Origin of the sequence: Halobaculum marinum, from assembly GCF_029338555.1 — an archaeon.
GTDB lineage: Archaea > Halobacteriota > Halobacteria > Halobacteriales > Haloferacaceae > Halobaculum > Halobaculum marinum.
On the sequence record NZ_CP119989.1, the window covers coordinates 259,770 to 277,312 of the forward strand.

The 17,543-nt window shown below is 69.3% G+C and carries 11 protein-coding genes; 8 read left to right on the forward strand and 3 right to left on the reverse strand.

Features of this window, described 5'->3' with window-relative positions:
- Positions 1-76: 76 nt before the first annotated feature.
- Positions 77-2,065, reverse strand: coding sequence for a methyl-accepting chemotaxis protein (locus tag P0R32_RS01445; protein WP_276238147.1), 1,989 nt, complete (start codon positions 2,063-2,065; stop codon positions 77-79).
- Between the two features lie 182 nt (positions 2,066-2,247).
- Between P0R32_RS01445 and ligA the strand changes: the two genes are divergently transcribed.
- Positions 2,248-4,395, forward strand: coding sequence for an NAD-dependent DNA ligase LigA (gene ligA, locus P0R32_RS01450; RefSeq protein WP_276238148.1), 2,148 nt, complete (start codon positions 2,248-2,250; stop codon positions 4,393-4,395).
- Between the two features lie 314 nt (positions 4,396-4,709).
- Here ligA and P0R32_RS01455 read toward each other — a convergent pair whose 3' ends face one another.
- Both P0R32_RS01455 and P0R32_RS01460 read right to left on the reverse strand, forming a co-directional pair.
- Positions 4,710-5,561 (reverse strand): ABC transporter permease, encoded by an 852-nt coding sequence (locus P0R32_RS01455; RefSeq protein ID WP_276238149.1) that lies wholly within the window; start codon positions 5,559-5,561, stop codon positions 4,710-4,712.
- A complete protein-coding gene (locus P0R32_RS01460) occupies positions 5,558-6,508 on the reverse strand; it encodes an ABC transporter ATP-binding protein (RefSeq protein WP_276238150.1) in 951 nt (316 codons plus the stop codon). The genes P0R32_RS01455 and P0R32_RS01460 overlap by 4 nt, the downstream gene beginning before the upstream one ends.
- A 111-nt stretch (positions 6,509-6,619) precedes the next feature.
- Between P0R32_RS01460 and P0R32_RS01465 the strand changes: the two genes are divergently transcribed.
- The 7 genes from P0R32_RS01465 to P0R32_RS01495 all read left to right on the forward strand — a co-directional run bounded on the left by P0R32_RS01465 (position 6,620) and on the right by P0R32_RS01495 (position 17,522).
- Positions 6,620-7,975: an O-acetylhomoserine aminocarboxypropyltransferase/cysteine synthase family protein gene (locus P0R32_RS01465; protein ID WP_276238151.1), complete on the forward strand. Its 1,356-nt coding sequence runs from the start codon at positions 6,620-6,622 to the stop codon at positions 7,973-7,975.
- Complete coding sequence (gene metX, locus P0R32_RS01470; RefSeq protein ID WP_276238152.1) at positions 7,972-9,222, forward strand: homoserine O-acetyltransferase MetX; 1,251 nt, start codon at positions 7,972-7,974, stop codon at positions 9,220-9,222. Before P0R32_RS01465 ends, metX begins: the two co-directional genes overlap by 4 nt.
- A gap of 103 nt (positions 9,223-9,325) precedes the next feature.
- A complete protein-coding gene (locus P0R32_RS01475) occupies positions 9,326-10,624 on the forward strand; it encodes an O-acetylhomoserine aminocarboxypropyltransferase/cysteine synthase family protein (protein WP_276238153.1) in 1,299 nt (432 codons plus the stop codon).
- 316 nt (positions 10,625-10,940) lie between these two features.
- On the forward strand, positions 10,941-11,360 hold the full coding sequence (locus tag P0R32_RS01480; protein WP_276238154.1) for a PPC domain-containing DNA-binding protein: 420 nt from the start codon (positions 10,941-10,943) through the stop codon (positions 11,358-11,360).
- A 187-nt stretch (positions 11,361-11,547) separates the two neighbouring features.
- The gene (gene polC / locus P0R32_RS01485) at positions 11,548-16,599 is read left to right on the forward strand and encodes a DNA polymerase II large subunit (protein ID WP_276238155.1); all 5,052 of its coding nucleotides are present in this window, start codon (positions 11,548-11,550) and stop codon (positions 16,597-16,599) included.
- A 46-nt stretch (positions 16,600-16,645) separates the two neighbouring features.
- Positions 16,646-17,053, forward strand: a complete 408-nt coding sequence (locus P0R32_RS01490) for a DUF4440 domain-containing protein (protein ID WP_276238157.1) — start codon at positions 16,646-16,648, stop codon at positions 17,051-17,053.
- Positions 17,054-17,213: 160 nt separating this feature from the next.
- Positions 17,214-17,522 (forward strand): DUF7130 family rubredoxin-like protein, encoded by a 309-nt coding sequence (locus P0R32_RS01495; RefSeq protein ID WP_276238158.1) that lies wholly within the window; start codon positions 17,214-17,216, stop codon positions 17,520-17,522.
- Positions 17,523-17,543 lie beyond the last annotated feature (21 nt).

Genomic DNA, 17,543 nt, shown 5'->3' on the forward strand with positions numbered 1-17,543 from the left:
CCGTCCGGACCGACACGCCGTCAGCCGACGGCGAGTGACCGACGAGAGAGACCGGAGTGGTCGGTGCTGGACTCGGTCAGCGCTCGGCGTCCGACTCAGCGCCGAACTGGAACTCGCCGTCGTCCTCCGTCGTGCCGCCGTCCTCTATCGCCACCCGAGCGCCGCCGTCGCCGGCGACCTCGGCTCTGTCGCCGCTGGGCGACCCGGCGTCGGCCGCGACCGTGCCGCCGACCTCGAACTCCGCGAGGAGGTCTGTGAGCCGGTCGGCTTGTGCCGACAGCGACTCAGTCTCCGCGGAGACGGCGGCCATCGACTCCGTCTGTTCCTCGGCGGTGTCGGCGGCCTCCGTCGCGTCGGTGGCGGTCTGTCGGCTGATGTCGATCACCGGTTCGATCATCGCGACCGCCTCTTCGGTGCTGGCTGCCTGGTCCTCGGTCGCGCTGCTGATCTCGTGGACGCCGTGGTTGGTCTCCTCGGTGTTCGTGGCGACCGTCGAGAGCGACTCGGACACCTCCTCGACGGCGGCGGCGCTCTCGGCGATGTGCGCTTCGGCCTCGCGGACCTCGTCCACGGTGGCGTCGGTGCGAGACTGCGTGCGCTCGATCAGCGACTCGATCTCGGTGGCGGCCTCCTGCGTCTCCTCGGCGAGTTGCTTCACCTCGTCGGCGACGACCGTGAACCCGTTGCTGTCGCCGCCGCCGCCGGCGCGTGCGGCCTCGATGGAGGCGTTGAGCGCCAGCAGGTTCGTCTGGTTGGCGATGTCGCCGATGAGGTCGACGATGTCGCCGATCTCGTCCATCTGCTCGTCGAGCGATTTGACGTTGTCGACGGTGGTGTCGATCGTGTCCTCGACCTCGTCCATGCGATCGATCGCCTCGGCGGCGGCCTCCTCGCTCGATTCGGCGACGCTGGCGGTCTCCTGTGAGATCTCCGCCACCGACTCGGCCGAGGAGGCGACCTCCTCGATCGTCGCCGACAGCGTGTTCATCTCGCCGGCCACCTCCTCGAGGAGGTCGCGCTGCTCGTCGGCACTGTCGGCGATCCCGTCGCTCGCCTCGTTCATCCGGTCGACCGCGCGCGACGCCTCGGAGACGCCGACCGAGGCCTGACCGCTCGCGGAACTGACCTGCCGCGAGACCGACTTGACGTCGCTCACGGCGGCCTCCATCTCGTCCATCATCTCGTTGAACGCCTCGCCGATCTCTGCCATCGCTTCGCTCTTGCTGTCGGCGTCGAGACGGACGGTCAGTTCGCCGTCGGCCGCACGGGCCATCCGGGCACTGTAGGCGTCCGCCTTCGACTCCAGCACCTCGTTCAGCCGCTCGACCTCCTCGCGTCGCTGCTTGGCCTCCGCCATCGCCTCTTCGGCGTCTCGCACCTGCGACTTCTGGCGTTCGACCGCCGCCATCCGCTCGTCGGCCGCCTCGCGGGACTTCTCGATGGAGAACCAGTTGCGCATCAGCGCCGCCGCGAGGAAGAGGATGAACACGGCGTGGATCCCTGCCCACACCCACGGGTTCTGGATCGCCGCCTCGTGGTTGTACACGTTCGTCGGGTCGATCATCGAGAAGATGACGTGGCTCCCCGACACGTAGACGAGACCGAGCGCGAACGGCACCCAGTCCTCGTACAGGGCGACGACCGCCATGACGACGAAGAAGTGGAAGTGCGCCTCGATGAATCCGCCCGAGAACCGGACGAGGAACGTCGAACTCGCCATCAGCCCGAGTGACGTGAGCGCTGTCTGCCACCGTCTGCCGAGACGCGACCAGTTCGCAAGCAGTGCGATCCCCACGAGGAACACGGCCTGCCCGCCGACCAGCCAGGTCGGCACCGCGGGGATGGTCGCCCCCGTCACCAGCGACTCAGTGCCCTCGTACAGGCCCAGCGCCGTCAAGAACGGGATGTGTGCGACCAACGCGATCAGGATCGTGCGGTGGCGCTTCTTCCACTGTTCGTCCGGGATCGTGTCGCCGCTCGGTGTGTATCTGATGACCTCGTCGACTTTCCCCCGGAATCGCTGGGCGACGCCGGCGCCCGTCCGAGTCCCCTCCACGTTACTCATGAAAGATTGACAGGGGAGATATCACTAAAAAGACGGTTGTCAAAATATCCGCGCTGATAGCCCGATATTGCCGGCCGCTGAGGCCGTGAGCCGGATATCTGTCATCGGAATTCGACCGCCGTCCAGAGGTCTGTGATCTCGGCTCCGATGGATTGACGCGGGGGGCACCCCTACCGCGGGCAATGAGTACGCCCGCGGACCTCGACGCGGACGACCTGCGGTTCGCCGAGCCGAACAACCCGTATCTGACGGCACCGGACACCGACTTCACGCCGATCGAGCGCCTCGACGCCGACGACGCCGAGCGGGAGGTCGCGCTCCTCCGGGCGGCGATCCGCGAGCACGACCACCGCTACTACGCGGCGAACGACCCGCTGATCGCCGACCGGACGTACGACGCGCTGTTCGAGCGGCTGACGGCCCTCGAAGCCGCGTTCGACCTCGACGCGAGCGACTCGCCGACCCGACGCGTCGGCGGCGGGACGCTGGACGAACTCGGGACTGTCGAGCACGCGGCGCCGATGCTCTCCATCGACCAGTCGGGCGAGGCCGACGACGTGCGCGAGTTCGACGCACGCGTCCGACGAGAGGTCGGCGACGTAGCGTACTCCTGTGAACCGAAGTTCGACGGCCTCTCCGTCGAGGTGGTGTACGAGGACGGCCGGTACGTGCAGGCGGCGACGCGCGGCGATGGCTACGAGGGCGACGACGTGACCGAGCAGGTGCGGACGATCCGGTCGGTGCCGGAGCGCCTCGGGGGCGACCCGCCCGAGACGCTGGCGGTGCGCGGGGAGGTGTTCATCCCCCGCGACGCGTTCCAAGACCACAACCGTGAGCGCGTCGAGGCGGGGAAGGAGCCGTTCGCCAACCCACGCAACGCCGCCGCGGGCACCCTCCGCCAACTCGACCTCGACGCCGTCGCCGAGCGCCCGCTCGACTGCTTCTTCTACGACGTGCTCGGCTGGGACGACGGCGAACCGCGCGACGAGGACGGCCTCGCGCCCAGCCACCCGGCGACGCACCTCGCGGAACTGGAGGCGCTGCGCTCGTTCGGCCTCCACGTGAACGACCGGGCGGAGTCGGCCGCCGACATCGAAGCGGCGATCGACTACCGCGACCGCCTCGGCGAGGACCGCGAGGACCTGAACTACGAGATCGACGGCGTCGTGATCAAGGTGAACGACCGGGCGGCGTGCGAGCGCCTCGGGACGAAAGCGCGCAGCGTCCGCTGGGCGTTCGCGTACAAGTTCCCCGCGCGCCACGAGGTGACGACGGTGGAAGACGTCGTCGTGCAGGTCGGGCGGACGGGACGACTCACGCCGGTCGCGCTGCTCGACCCGGTCGACGTGGGCGGGGTGACGGTGTCCAGAGCGACGCTCCACAACCCCGACGAGATCGAGTCGTTGGGCGTGAACGTCGGCGACGTGGTGCGCGTGAAGCGCGCCGGCGACGTGATCCCGCAGGTCGCCGAGGTGGTGGAGTCCCACAGCGACACCGCCTACGCGTTCCCCGACGAGTGTCCGGCCTGCGGGAGCGCCGTCGAGCGCGACGGCCCGCTCGCGTTCTGTCCGAACGGCCTCGCGTGCCCCGCGCAAGCCGAGCGCGCGGTCGTCCACTACGCCAGCCGTGGCGGACTGGACATCGAGGGACTCGGCGAGGAGTCGGTCGAACAACTTCGGGAGGCCGGCCTCGTCGAGACCCTGCCGGACCTGTACCGACTCGGGGAGCGTCGCGAGGAGTTGGTCGAGTTGGAGGGGTGGGGCGAGACGAGCGCCGACAACCTCCTCCGGGAAGTCGGCGCGAGCCGCGAACCCGACCTCGACGAGTTCCTCGCCGCCCTCGGCATCCACGAAGTCGGCGGCGCGACCGCCCGCAACCTCGCGCGCCACTTCGGCACGTTCGCGGCGGTCAGGGACGCCACGGAGGCGGAGTTGGTCGAGGTGGACGACATCGGCGAGACGGTCGCGCACACCGTGCGCGACTTCTTCGAGACCGAGCAGAACGCCCGCGTCATCGACGACCTGCTCGACTACGTCGACCCCCAGCCCGACGAGACGGACACGGGCGACGCGCTCGACGGCCTCACCTTCGTGTTCACCGGGTCGCTGTCGACCTCGCGGAGCGTCGCACAGGACCTCGTGGAAGCCCACGGCGCGAACGCGACCTCCTCCGTCTCGGGTAACACCGACTACCTCGTGATCGGCGACTCGCCGGGGACGAGCAAGCGCGACGACGCCGCCGCGAACGACGTGCCCGAGGTCGACGAGGACGAGTTCGCCGACCTCCTCGCGGAATACGGGATCGACTGGCCGCCGAGCGACGAGGACTGACGAACTGGACGGCGCGTGCCGGCGGACCTCAGTGTCCGCCGGGAGCGCGCGAGGGACGAGTGAGCCGGGAGCGAAGCGACCCGGAGCGGAGCGAGCGGCGAACGAGTCGGCTGGGGAGGGTGTGGGCGGTGCGGGCGCGGTGGGGGGACTGAACGGGGCCGTGGGGGCGTTCGTTGTCGAGTGGACGGAACTCACGCCGACGGAAACAGCCAGGACACCACCGCCAACGACGAGAGGACCAACAGCGACGAGAAGACCAACAGCGACGAGAAGACCAACAGCGACGAGAAGACCAACAGCGGCGTTTCAGCCGACTACAGATCGGCGTCTTCGAACCGCCACAGCCCCAGGAGCGGCGGCACCAGCAGCCACGCCGCGAGCATCGCGAACGCCGCGATCTCCATGTCGAGGGCGTACTGGCCCGCACCGCCCTCGACGCCCGCCTGCCCCGCGGCGAACAGGAAGCCGTTGACGAACTCGCCCGCGACGATTTTGAACGAGCCGGTGGGGTTGATCAGTCGGAGCAACTCCAGCAGCGCCGACCCGGAGATGGGCAGCCAGTCGGGGCCGCCCGTGCCGAGGTACAGGCGCAGCGGGAACTGGATGGCGCCCCACAGCGGGACGAACAGGAAGTACAGCCCCACCGCGCCGCCGATGGCGAGGCGGTTCGACGCCACGCCCGCGGAGAAGCCGACCGCGATGGCGACGAACGCCGACGACAACACCAGCGTCAGCAGGATGTACCCGAGGAACGTGAGCGGCTGGAGCGACAGCGGGCCGATGGCGGCGACGAGCGCCGGCAGCAGGAAGCCCACCGAGATGGGCACCGCGATGGCGCCCGCACGACCGATCACCTTCCCGAACACCACGTCCGCACGGGAGTGCGGGAGCGCGAGCAGGAGCTTCAGTGACCCGGACTCGCGTTCGCCGACGACCGCGTTGTACGAGACGACCAGCGCGATGAGCGGGATGAGCGTCGTCACCAGCGCGTCGCGGACGAACACCGAGCCGAGGAGCGCGCTCGTCGGGAACGTCTGGCCCGGCCCCGGGCGAATGACGTAGACGACCGCCGAGACGAGCAGCACGAAGAACGCCGACAGCGCCAGCAGCCAGCGCGAGCGCACGGCGTCTTGGAAGTCCTTGCGCGCGACGGCCTCGACACTCATCGGTCATCACCCACGTTCGCCGGCGCCGTTCCGTCTGGCGCCGCACCATCTTCCGTGTACGTGATGAACAGGTCCTCCAGACTCGCCTCCTTCGTGGAGAAGTCCTTCACCGTCACGCCGTTGTCCTCCAGCGCGCCGATCACCTTCGTCTTCGCGTCGCTGGCACACGAGACGGTGACGGTGCCGCCGTCGGTCGCCGCCGAGGAGACGCCCTCCAGCGCGCGGACCGCCGCCAGGTCGTCCTCGCTGGCGGCGTCGACCGTGACGACGAGCTGCTCCTCGCCGCCGCCGGCCTCGCGGAGGCCCTCGATGGAGTCCTCCGCGACGAGTTCGCCCTCGCGCATGATCCCGACACGGTCACACACCGACTCGACCTGTCCGAGCACGTGCGAGGAGAAGAACACCGTCGTGCCGCGGTCCGCCTCCGCCCGAACGATCTCACGCATCTCCTTGGCTCCCGCCGGGTCCAGTCCCGACGAGGGCTCGTCGAGGATGAGCAGGTCGGGGTCGCCGACGAGCGCCATCCCGAGGACGAGGCGCTGGCGCATCCCCTTGGAGTAGCCGCCGGCGCGGCGGTCGGCGGCGTCGAGGATGCCGACGCGGTCGAGGATCGCGTCGACGTCGGCGTCGACCTCCTTCGAGCGCATCGCGAACTCGACGTGGCGGCGTCCGGTGAGGCGGTCGTACACGTCGTACCCCTCGGGGAGCACGCCCGTGCGACGGCGCACCGCGACCGACTCCGCTTGCGCGTCCCGCGAGAGCACCCGGACGGTGCCGCTCGTGGGGCGCACGAAGTCGAGCAGCATGTTGATCGTCGTGGACTTCCCCGCGCCGTTGGGGCCCAGGAAGCCGAACACCTCGCCTTCCTCGACCTGCAGGTGGAGGTCGCTGACGGCCGTCACGTCGCCGTACCGCTTCGTGACGCCCTCCAACTCGATAGCGGCCATACACGCCCGCTTCCCCCGGTCCCCGCATTAGACTTTGGGACTTCGTGTCCCTCCGGCGAACGTTGCCGTAACTGTCGCGCATATCCCCGCGCATGGATATGACCGTAACACATGACCGACGACGACACCCCGCGATCGGCCGGGGAAGGGGTGGCGGCGGACGGGCGACGGCGGGGGATCGGGGCGGGCGACGATCTGGGGGCACGGACGCGCGCGCTGCACTCGGGGTGGAGCGGCGACCCGGAGACGGGTGCCCGAGCGCCGCCCATCTACCAGACGACCTCCTACGCGTTCCCCGACGCCGACACCGCGGCGGACCTGTACGCGCTGGAGCGGGAGGGCGACGTGTACACGCGCATCTCCAACCCCACGACCCGGGTACTTGAGAAGCGACTCGCGGATCTGGAGGGCGGCGTCGACGCCGTCGCCACCGCCTCCGGGATGGCCGCCATCGACACCGCAACGAGCCTCCTCGCGCGCGCCGGCGACAACGTGGTCGCCAGCGCCGATATGTACGGCGGCACGAGCACGTATCTCGCGCATATGGCCTCTCGGCGCGGCGTGGACCTCCGCACCGTCGAGACGACCGACTACGAGGCGTACGCCGAGGCAGTCGACGAGGACACCGCGTTCGTCCACGTCGAGACGCTGGCGAATCCGTCACTCGTCACGCCCGACGTCGAGTGCATCGCCGACATCGCGCACGAACACGCGGTGCCGCTGGTCGTCGACAACACGTTCGCGACCCCCGCGCTCTGCCGTCCCATCGAGCACGGCGCCGACATCGTCTGGGACTCGACGACCAAGTGGATCCACGGCGCCGGCACCACCGTCGGCGGCGTGCTCGTCGACGGCGGGACGTTCCCGTGGGACCACCCGGCCGCCGACTACCCGGAGCTGTCGGGCGAGAACCCCGCCTTCGACGTTGACTTCGCCGAGCGGTTCGGCGAGCGGGCGTTCGCGCAGGTCGCGCGCCACCGCGGCGTCCGCACGCTCGGCAACCCGCAGTCGCCGTTCGACGCGTGGCAGACGCTCCAGGGACTCGCGACGCTGCCGATCCGGATGGAGAAGCACTGCGAGAACGCCCGCATCGTCGCCGAACACCTCCGCGACCACCCCGACGTGGCGTGGGTCACCTACCCCGGCTTCGCGGACCACCCGACCCACGACAACGCGAGCGAGTACCTCGACGGCTTCGGCGGGATGGTGGTGTTCGGCCTCGAAGACGGCTACGAGGCGGCGAAGGGCGTCTGCGAGGCGGTCGAGTTGGTGTCGTTCCTCGCGAACATCGGCGACGCGCGCTCGCTGATCATCCACCCCGCGAGCACGACGCACGCACAGCTCACCCCGGACGAACAGCGCGCGGCCGGCGTCTCGCCCGACCTCCTGCGACTGTCGGTCGGCATCGAGGACCCAGCCGACATCGTGGCGGATCTGGACCGCGCCATCACGGAGGTGACGGCGTGACCGCCGTCGAGTCGGTCGGCGAGTTCCGCTTCGAGTGCGGTGAGTCGATCGAGAATCTCCGGCTCGCGTACGAGACGTACGGCGAGTTCGACGGCGACAACGCCGTGCTCGTGTGCCACGCGCTCACCGGGAGCCAGCACGTCTCGAACGCACCCTCCAGCGCCGACCACGACGGCGACGACTTGGGCGACGCCGTCGAAACCGCCGGGCAAGCCCGCGCGTGGTGGAACGACGTGGTCGGCCCGGGGAAGGCCATCGACACGACCGAGTACTACGTCGTCTGCGTCAACGTCCCCGGCTCCTGTTACGGCTCCTCGGGGCCGCCCGCGGACGGCCCCGACGACGAACCGTGGGGCACCGAGTTCCCACCGGTGACGGTCGGCGACTGGACGCGTGCGCAACGCCGGCTACTCGATCGACTCGGCGTCGGTCGCCTCCACGCCGTCGTCGGCGGCAGCGTCGGCGGGATGAACGCCCTCGACTGGGCGAAGCGGTTCCCGGACGACGTGCGCCGCGTCGCCGCCGTCGCGACCGCCTCCAGACTGGACACGCAGTGCCTCTCGCTGGACGCCATCGCGCGCCGGGCGATCACCACCGACCCGGACTGGAACGGCGGTGACTACTACGGCGACGACCGACCGAGCCCGGCCGACGGGCTGGCGCAGGCCCGACGCATCGGTCACGTGATGTACCTCTCGAAGGCGTCGATGGGGCGGAAGTTCGGGCGCCGCGCCGCCGGTCGCGACGCCTTCGGCGACGGCCCCGACGACCCGACGGGGCGGTTCTTCCCGTACCGCGAGGTGGAGTCGTACCTCGACTACAACGCCGACTCGTTCACCACGCGCTTCGACGCGAACAGCTACCTCTACCTCACGCGGGCGATGGACGAGTACGACCTCGCGGCGGGCTACGGCTCCGACGCGGAGGCGCTCGCGGCGTTCGAGGGCGAACTGCTCGCGCTGTCGTTCACGGGCGACTGGCACTTCACCGTCGAGCAGTCGCGCGTGCTCGCGGCGGCGGCCCGCGACGGCGACGTGCCGACCGCCCACCACGTCGTCGACTCCGACCACGGCCACGACGCGTTCCTCGTCGAACCGGAGTCGGTGGGGCCGCCGCTGCGCGACTTCCTCGCCGACGGTGTCGGCGGCCGCGCCGTCCGCGACGAGGACGACGACGACGGGCCGCCCGGTGGCCGCGGACGTGGCCCGGACCGCGCACCCGTCCACGCGAGCCTGTTCCCCGGGTGATCGACCGTCGCCGGCCCGACGCGGCGGGCGGGCGTCACAGGTTCCGGCGAGTTCCGCGACCGACGGTAGCACTTAGCTGTCCGTGTGTGTACACGCGGGTAGTATGACGAGCGACGACACCGACTACGGCTTCTGGACCCGCAGCGTGCACGAGGGCGCCGACCCCGACCCGGCGACGGGGGCACGAGCGCCGCCGATCCACCAGACGACCTCCTACGTGTTCGACGACGCCGACCACGCGGCACGGCTGTTCGCACTCGAAGAGGAGGGGTACATCTACAGCAGGCTGCTCAACCCGACGGTCGCACGGCTGGGCGAACGACTCGCGTCGCTGGAGGGCGGCGTCGGCGCGGTGCCGACGAGTTCGGGGATGGCGTCGTTCGATCTGGCGAACTTCCTGCTCGCGTCGGCGGGCGACAACATCGTCTCCTCGTCGTCGCTGTACGGCGGCACCTACACCTACCTCACCCACACCGTCGAGCGCCGCGGCGTCGAGACGCGCTTCGTCGACACGCTCGACTACGACGCCTACGCTGAGGCCATCGACGACGACACCGCGTACGTCCACCTGGAGACCATCGGCAATCCCGCGCTCGTGACGCCCGACATCGAACGGATCGCCGACATCGCCCACGAGCACGACACGCCGCTGTTCGTGGACAACACGTTCGCGACGCCGTACCTGTGTCGCCCACTCGACCACGGCGCGGACCTCGTGTGGGAGTCGACGACGAAGTGGATCCACGGCTCCGGCTCCACCGTCGGCGGCGTCCTCGTCGACGGCGGCTCGTTCCCGTGGGGCGAACACGCCGACCGCTTCCCGGAGTTGGGCGCCGAGAACCCGGCGTACCACGGCGTCAACTTCGCCGAGCGCTTCGGCGAGGCGGCGCTCACCTACGCCGGGATCGCTCGCGGGCTCCGCGACCTCGGGAGCGCGCAGTCGCCGTTCGACGCGTGGGCGACGATGCAGAAGCTGGAGTCGCTCCCGATGCGAATGGAGCGCCACTGCGCGAACGCCCAGCACGTCGCCGAACACCTCGCGGACCACCCCGCCGTCGACTGGGTGACGTACCCGGGGCTGCCGGACCACGAGACGCACGCGGAGGCGTCGGAGTACCTCGACGGCGGCTACGGCGGGATGATCGCCTTCGGCCTCGCCGGCGGCTACGAGGCCGCCCGCGACACCGTCGAGAACACGGAGTTGGCGTCGCTGCTGGCGAACGTCGGCGACGCGAAGACGCTCGTGATCCACCCGGCGTCGACGACCCACCAGCAGCTCACCGAGGAGGAGCAGGTGGCCGCCGGCGTCACCCAGGACATGGTGCGCCTCTCGGTCGGCGTGGAGAACCCCGAGGACATCGTCGCGGACCTCGACCAGGCCATCGACGCGGCGACGCGATAGGCTCCGCTCACGAAGGGGCTGACAGGCGGCCCTGTGACCCGTGAGACGACGTGGGTCGCGCGTCGGCGGTCGGGCCGCACACCCGCCTCGCCGCCGACGACAGTGCTCAGCGTCGCATCGGCGCGACTGGTTCCGGTATCCGACTTGAACCCTCGTGCGGGACCGGGGGCGCGCGTCGAGGGCGCGCGTCGAGGCCGCCCGTCGGGCCAGGATCGCCCGCGGCCCGTGTCGCTCGCCGCTCGGACCGAGGCACCCCATCCGGTCAGCCTCGCCCGCGGCGGCAACGCTTTACTGCCGGTCGACCGACGCGTCGCGTATGAACTACCGTGAGGTCGAGGTCGCCGGCGAGTACATGGCGAGCCTGGACAACGGCGCCGACTGGCGCGAAGAGATCGAGTCGCTCGCGAACGAGGTGGAGGCGGACGCCGCGTGGTTCAACGCCATGGGCGCGGTGCAGGACGCGGAGGTGTGGTTCTACGACCAAGACGACCAGGAGTACCAGTCGGTGACGTTCGACGAGCCGTTGGAGGTCGCCGCCTGCGTCGGCAACGTCGCGCTGCTCGACGGCGAGCGGTTCGCCCACACCCACGCGGTCCTCTCGCGACGCAGCGGGCAGGCGCTCGCGGGCCACCTCGACGGCGGCACCGTGTTCGCGGGCGAGGTGTACCTCCGCGCGTTCGAGGAGCCGCTGGAGCGCGAACACGACGCGGTGACCGATCTGGACCTCTGGCTGTAGTCGGCGGGTCGGGGGCGAGTGACCGGCCCCGAGACCGGATTGACGAACCCTTATGACCCTGCCCCGCTCACCGACGTGACGTGCATCGACGACCCCGACACGCGAGCCGAGGCGGTGCCCACGACGGCGCCGTGACCCCGGTTCCGGGGTCGTCACCGACGACCGCAGCGACCGCGGAGGCGACGCGATGAGACCCGACGACGAGCGCTACTTCACCCGGATCGAGGACCGACTCGACGAGGCGTTCGAGCGCGCCGAGGCCGCCAAGCAGCAGGGGAAAGACCCCGAGACGGAGATCGAGATCCCCGTCGCCCGCGACATGGCCGACCGCGTCGAGAACATCCTCGGCATCCCCGGCGTCGCCGAGCGCGTCCGCGAACTGGAGGAGGACTACTCCCGCGAGGAGGCCGCCCTGGAGTTGGTGACCGACTTCGTGGAGGGCACCGTCGGCGACTTCGACTCCCGCGCGGGGAAGATCGAAGGCGCAGTGCGGACGGCGGTCGCCCTGCTGACGGAGGGGGTCGTCGCCGCGCCCATCGAGGGCATCGACCGCGTCGAACTCCTGGAGAACGACGACGGCACGGAGTTCATCAACGTGTACTACGCCGGCCCGATCCGCTCTGCGGGTGGGACCGCGCAGGCGCTGTCCGTGCTCGTGGGCGACTACGCTCGCGCCCTGCTGGGCATCGAAGAGTACCGCGCTCGCGACGAAGAGATCGAACGCTACGCCGAGGAGATCGGCCTGTACGACAAGGAGACGGGGCTCCAGTACACGCCGAAGGACAAGGAGACGAAGTTCATCGCCGAGCACATGCCGATCATGCTGGACGGCGAGGCGACGGGCGACGAGGAGGTGTCCGGCTTCCGCGACCTCGACCGCGTCGACACCAACAACGCCCGCGGCGGGATGTGCCTCGTGCTCGCGGAGGGGATCGCGCTCAAGGCCCCGAAGATCCAGCGCTACACCCGCCAACTCGACGAGGTCGACTGGCCGTGGCTCCAAGACCTCATCGACGGCACGTACTACGACGACGGCGGCGACGAGGCGGACGACGGCACCGACGACGCTGAGACCGACGCCGACGAGGGTGAGGAGGACGCGGACGACGGCGAGACCGAGGAGGAGCCGACCGGGTCGACGCGGGCCGAGCCCTCGAAGAAGTTCCTGCGCGACCTCATCGCGGGGCGCCCCGTCTTCGGGCACCCCTCGGAAGCGGGCGGGTTCCGCCTGCGTTACGGTCGCGCGCGCAACCACGGCTTCGCGACCGCGGGCGTCCACCCGGCGACGATGCACATCGTCGACGACTTCCTCGCGACTGGGACCCAGATCAAGACCGAGCGCCCCGGGAAAGCCGGCGGCGTCGTCCCCGTCGACTCCATCGACGGGCCGACGGTCAGGCTGGCGAACGGCGACGTGCGCCGCATCGACGACCCGAAGGAGGCGCTGGAGGTTCGCAACGGCGTCGAAGAGGTGCTCGACCTCGGCGAGTACCTCGTCAACTTCGGCGAGTTCGTCGAGAACAACCACCCACTCGTCCCCGCTGGCTACGTCCGCGAGTGGTGGGAACAGGACATCGCGGCCGCGGGCGCCGACCTCCAGGCGCTGGAGGACGACCTCACCATCGACCTCGACGACCCCGACGCGGAGACGGCGCTCGCGTGGGTCGGCGAGTACGACGCGCCGCTGCACCCGGCGTACACCTACTGCTGGCACGACATCAGCGTCGACGAGTACGACGCCGTCGCCGACGCCGCCGCGGCGGGCGAGGTGACCGGCGACCTGCTCGTCGTCGAGAACACCGACACCGTGCGGCGCGCGCTGGAGAAACTGCTCGTCGAACACAGCCAGACCGAGGACGCGCTCCGGATCCCCGACTTCCGCCCGCTCCTCCGGCAACTGGGCGTCACCGACGGCCTGCGCCGCGAGTGGGAGCGCGACGACCTCTCGGCGGAGGCGACCGAGTGGGACGACGGAGAGAACGCGATTCGGGCGGTGAACGAGGTCGTCGACTTCGCAGTGCGCGAGCGCGCCCCGACCCGCATCGGCAACCGGATGGGCCGCCCGGAGAAGTCCGAGAGCCGCGACCTCTCACCCGCAGTGCACACGCTGTTCCCGATCAAGGAGTTGGGTGGCAGTCAGCGCTCGATGGGCGAGGCCGCCCGCAACCGCACGGACAAGGGGAAGGGCGTGTACGACGTGCTCGTCGGTGAGCGCGAGTGCCCCGACTGCGGCGAGCACACGTTCAAGTGCCTGTGTCCGGACTGCGGTTCGCACACCGAACCGTACTACGAGTGCGACGACTGCGGCACGGTCTGTGAACCCGACGAGTCCGGGCGCGTCGAGTGCCCGCGCTGTGAGTGGGAGGTGGAGAGCCCCGACTGGCACACGATCCACCTCAACGACGAGTACTGGGACGCCCTGGGGGCGACCGACGAACGCGAAGCCTCATTCGAGATTCTGAAAGGCGTCCAGGGGTTGTCCTCCTCGAACAAGACGCCCGAACCGATCGAGAAGGGCGTGTTCCGCGCGAAACACGGCGTCACGTCGTTCAAGGACGGCACCGTCCGCTACGACATGACCGACCTCCCGGTCACGTCGGTCCGTCCGGAGGAACTCGACGTGACCGTCGACCACTTTCGAGAACTGGGGTACGAGACGGACATCGACGGCGAACCGCTCGTCCACGACGACCAGCTCATCGAGCTGAAAGTGCAGGACATCGTCCTCTCGGACGGCGCCGCCGAGCACATGATGAAGACGGCGGACTTCGTCGACGAACTGCTCACCGACTTCTACGACCTGGACCCGTTCTACGAGGTGAACGAGCGCGACGACCTCGTCGGCGAGTTGGTGTTCGGGATGGCGCCCCACACCAGCGCCGCGGTCGTCGGGCGCGTGGTCGGGTTCACGAGCGCGGCGGTCGGGTACGCACATCCGTACTTCCACGCCGCAAAACGCCGGAACTGCTTCCACCCGGAGACGAAACTGTGGTACCGCGACGAGGACGGCGAGTGGCACTACGGTCGGATCGACGAGTTCGTCGAGGACCGACTGGACGACCCCGCAGCGGACGACTTCGGGACGCTCGTGTCGGAACTCGACGGCGACGTGTTCGTCCCGTCGCTGACCGACGACGGTGAGGAGGTACTGCGCCCGGTCGACGCGGTGTCGAAGCACGTCGCACCAGAACACATGGTTCGCGTGGAGACACGGAGCGGTCGGGAGATCACGGTGACACCCGACCACGAGATGCACGTCTTCGACGAAGGGGCGATCGAGACGAAGCTCGCGAGAGACGTGACCGAGGACGACCACGTGGTCAAGCCCTCGCGACTCGACGGCGTCGACCCGGACGGAACGAAGACGTTCGACCTCCTCGCGGAGTTCGTCAGCTCGGAGACGATCGACAACGAGCGGTTGATGATCAAGGGGTTGGAGAAGGATGCGCTCTACGACCTGTTCAGCGACCGACTCGCGCCGCAGTGGGATGGTCAGTTCTACCCGCTGAAGAGCACCGCCGAGTATCTCGGGCTCTCGAAGAAGGGACTCAGCAATTACCTCTACCGGGGGAGCCTCCCGGCGGAACTTCTGTTGGAGTTCTTCGACTCGACGGAGTCGATGCTCGAATTCGTTCCAACGGACGCGAAACTCGGCGTGAAGCGGGACTCGGTCGAGATCGACAGACACGTCGAATTGAACGAACGGACGGCGACACTCCTCGGCTACTACGCCGCCGAGGGGTTCACTCGCGCACAGGAGACGCCGAAGGGGACGATCCACCAGACGACGATCTGTGGAACCGAGGACCAGGCCCGAGACTTCTACGTAGAAACCCTGCGCGAGGAGTTCGGTGCCGACCCGTACCGTGAGAACGAGGCGAAGGTGACCGCGTCCGGTCGACTGCTCCGCGTGTTCTTCGACAGCGTCCTCGACACCGGGACGTCCGCGGAGACGAAGCGCGTACCCCAGTGCGTCTTCGATGCCGACGAACGAATCGTCGAGGCGTACCTCAGTGGGTATTTCAGTGGCGACGGAACCGCCGAATCGAACGCGGCAGTCGTCTCGGCGACGACCGTGAGTCGAGAGCTGAAAGAGGACCTGCTCGCGTTGCTGTCACGGCTCGGGGTCGTCGGTCGTGTCGACATCGAGGCCCCGGTGCCGCTCCACACGAAGTTCCCCGACTACTACGACGTCGACGACCCGACGATGTCGGCTCGAAGCTACGTTCTCCGTGTCACCTCCGAAGACGCGGTCGCGTTTGCCGAGCGTGTCGGCTTCCACTTGGACCGGAAGGAGGAACGCCTACGCGAGCAGATCCAGACCAGAGCGACGACGCCGCGTCGCGCGTTCGACGGGGGTGGCGAGGACGCGCTCGTCGAGGCCGTCGCCACTGTCGAGTACGTCGAGGCGGACACCGAGCACACGTACTGCCTGACCGTCGAGGGAACCCACTCGCTCGTCGCGAACGACCTGTCTCAAAAGCAATGCGACGGCGACGAGGACTGCGTCATGCTGCTCATGGACGGTCTGCTCAACTTCAGCAAGTCGTTCCTGCCGGACAAGCGGGGCGGGCAGATGGACGCCCCACTGGTCATGTCCTCGCGCATCGACCCCTCCGAGATCGACGACGAGGCGCACAACATGGACATCGTCCGGCAGTACCCCCGCGAGTTCTACGAGGCGACGCTGGAGATGGCCGACCCCGGCGAGGTCGAGGACCGCATCCAACTCGGCGAAGACACCCTCGGCACCGACGACGAGTACCGCGGCTTCGACCACACCCACGACACGACCGACATCGCGCTCGGCCCCGACCTCTCGGCGTACAAGACGCTCGGGTCGATGATGGACAAGATGGACGCGCAACTCGCGCTCGCCCGCAAACTCCGCGCCGTCGACGAGACCGACGTGGCCGAGCGCGTCATCGAGTACCACTTCCTCCCGGACCTGATCGGGAACCTCCGCGCGTTCTCCCGGCAGGAGACGCGCTGTCTCGGCTGTGGCGAGAAGTACCGCCGGATGCCGCTGACGGGCGACTGCCGCGAGTGCGGCGGCGACATGACGCTCACCGTCCACCAGGGGTCGGTGAACAAGTACATGGACGTCGCGCTGGAGGTCGCCACGGAGTTCGGCTGCCGCGAGTACACCATCCAGCGGCTAGAGATCCTCGAACGCTCGCTGGAGTCGGTGTTCGAGAACGACAAGAACAAGCAGGGCTCTATCGCGGACTTCATGTGAGCGAGCGCGACGCCACACCTACCCCACTCCGCGCCGAACGTCGCCCATGCCCACCAGCGACGCCTGCCGCGCCGAAATCGAACGCCTCCACGACTGCTTCGTCGCGTGGTTCACGGGGCACGCCACCGACGACGAGTTCGGCGCTGTCGCCGACGCCCTCCACCCGGCGTTCGAGATGGTCACGCCCGACGGCGCGCGCCGCGACCGCGCCGCTGTGTTGGACTCGATCCGAGGGGGACACGGACGCACCGACCCGGGGTCGTTCGACATCGACATCCGGAACGTCGAGGTCGTCCACACGGTCGATGACCGCGCGACCGTCCGCTACGAGGAGTGGCAGGAGACGCCCGACGGGACGACCGGGCGGGTGAGCACAGCCCTGCTTCGCGAGGCCGCCGACGCCCCCGGCGGACTCGTGTGGCTCGACCTCCACGAGACGTGGATCGAGCGGTGACCGGAAGCGGCAGGAGCGTTCCGATTCGGGCCGCCCTCCAGCGATCGTCGTTCGATCGACGCTCGGACGACAACCGACAGACACCGACCAACGACGTGGGTCGAACCCGGACAGCGATCCTGTGACATCGCTTACCAGTCGGCGGCGCGTACCGGGTGGTATGGCGAGTGAGCAACGCGGTGAGCGAACGGAGCTGGCCGACATCTCGGCGGGACAGCCGGTGTACGACGCCGACGGCAACGAACTCGGGACGGTCCGCGGCGTCGACGACGCCGGGTTCTACGTGCTCGCGGCCGAGGGCGCCGCCACGGTGACGCTCGACGAGGCGCGCGAGGTCTTCGGGAGGGCGTCGGTGATGTGGCGGTGTTGGGCGTGCGGCGCGATGGGGCGCATCGAGGGCGGTCTGCCGTCGCAGTGCCCGGACTGCGAGGCGCCGCGCGAGGACCTGTACTACTGGGCCGAGGACTGATCGCTGGTCGGCGGCGCCGTC

Excerpts from the sequence above, each read along its gene's own strand:
- P0R32_RS01445 (WP_276238147.1), bottom strand. The coding sequence starts at position 2,065 with ATGAGTAACGTGGAGGGGACTCGGACGGGCGCCGGCGTCGCCCAGCGA.
- P0R32_RS01460 (WP_276238150.1), bottom strand. The coding sequence starts at position 6,508 with ATGGCCGCTATCGAGTTGGAGGGCGTCACGAAGCGGTACGGCGACGTG.
- ligA (WP_276238148.1), top strand. The coding sequence starts at position 2,248 with ATGAGTACGCCCGCGGACCTCGACGCGGACGACCTGCGGTTCGCCGAG.
- P0R32_RS01455 (WP_276238149.1), bottom strand. The coding sequence starts at position 5,561 with ATGAGTGTCGAGGCCGTCGCGCGCAAGGACTTCCAAGACGCCGTGCGC.
- polC (WP_276238155.1), top strand. The coding sequence starts at position 11,548 with ATGAGACCCGACGACGAGCGCTACTTCACCCGGATCGAGGACCGACTC.
- P0R32_RS01490 (WP_276238157.1), top strand. The coding sequence starts at position 16,646 with ATGCCCACCAGCGACGCCTGCCGCGCCGAAATCGAACGCCTCCACGAC.
- P0R32_RS01495 (WP_276238158.1), top strand. The coding sequence starts at position 17,214 with ATGGCGAGTGAGCAACGCGGTGAGCGAACGGAGCTGGCCGACATCTCG.
- P0R32_RS01480 (WP_276238154.1), top strand. The coding sequence starts at position 10,941 with ATGAACTACCGTGAGGTCGAGGTCGCCGGCGAGTACATGGCGAGCCTG.
- P0R32_RS01465 (WP_276238151.1), top strand. The coding sequence starts at position 6,620 with ATGACCGACGACGACACCCCGCGATCGGCCGGGGAAGGGGTGGCGGCG.
- P0R32_RS01475 (WP_276238153.1), top strand. The coding sequence starts at position 9,326 with ATGACGAGCGACGACACCGACTACGGCTTCTGGACCCGCAGCGTGCAC.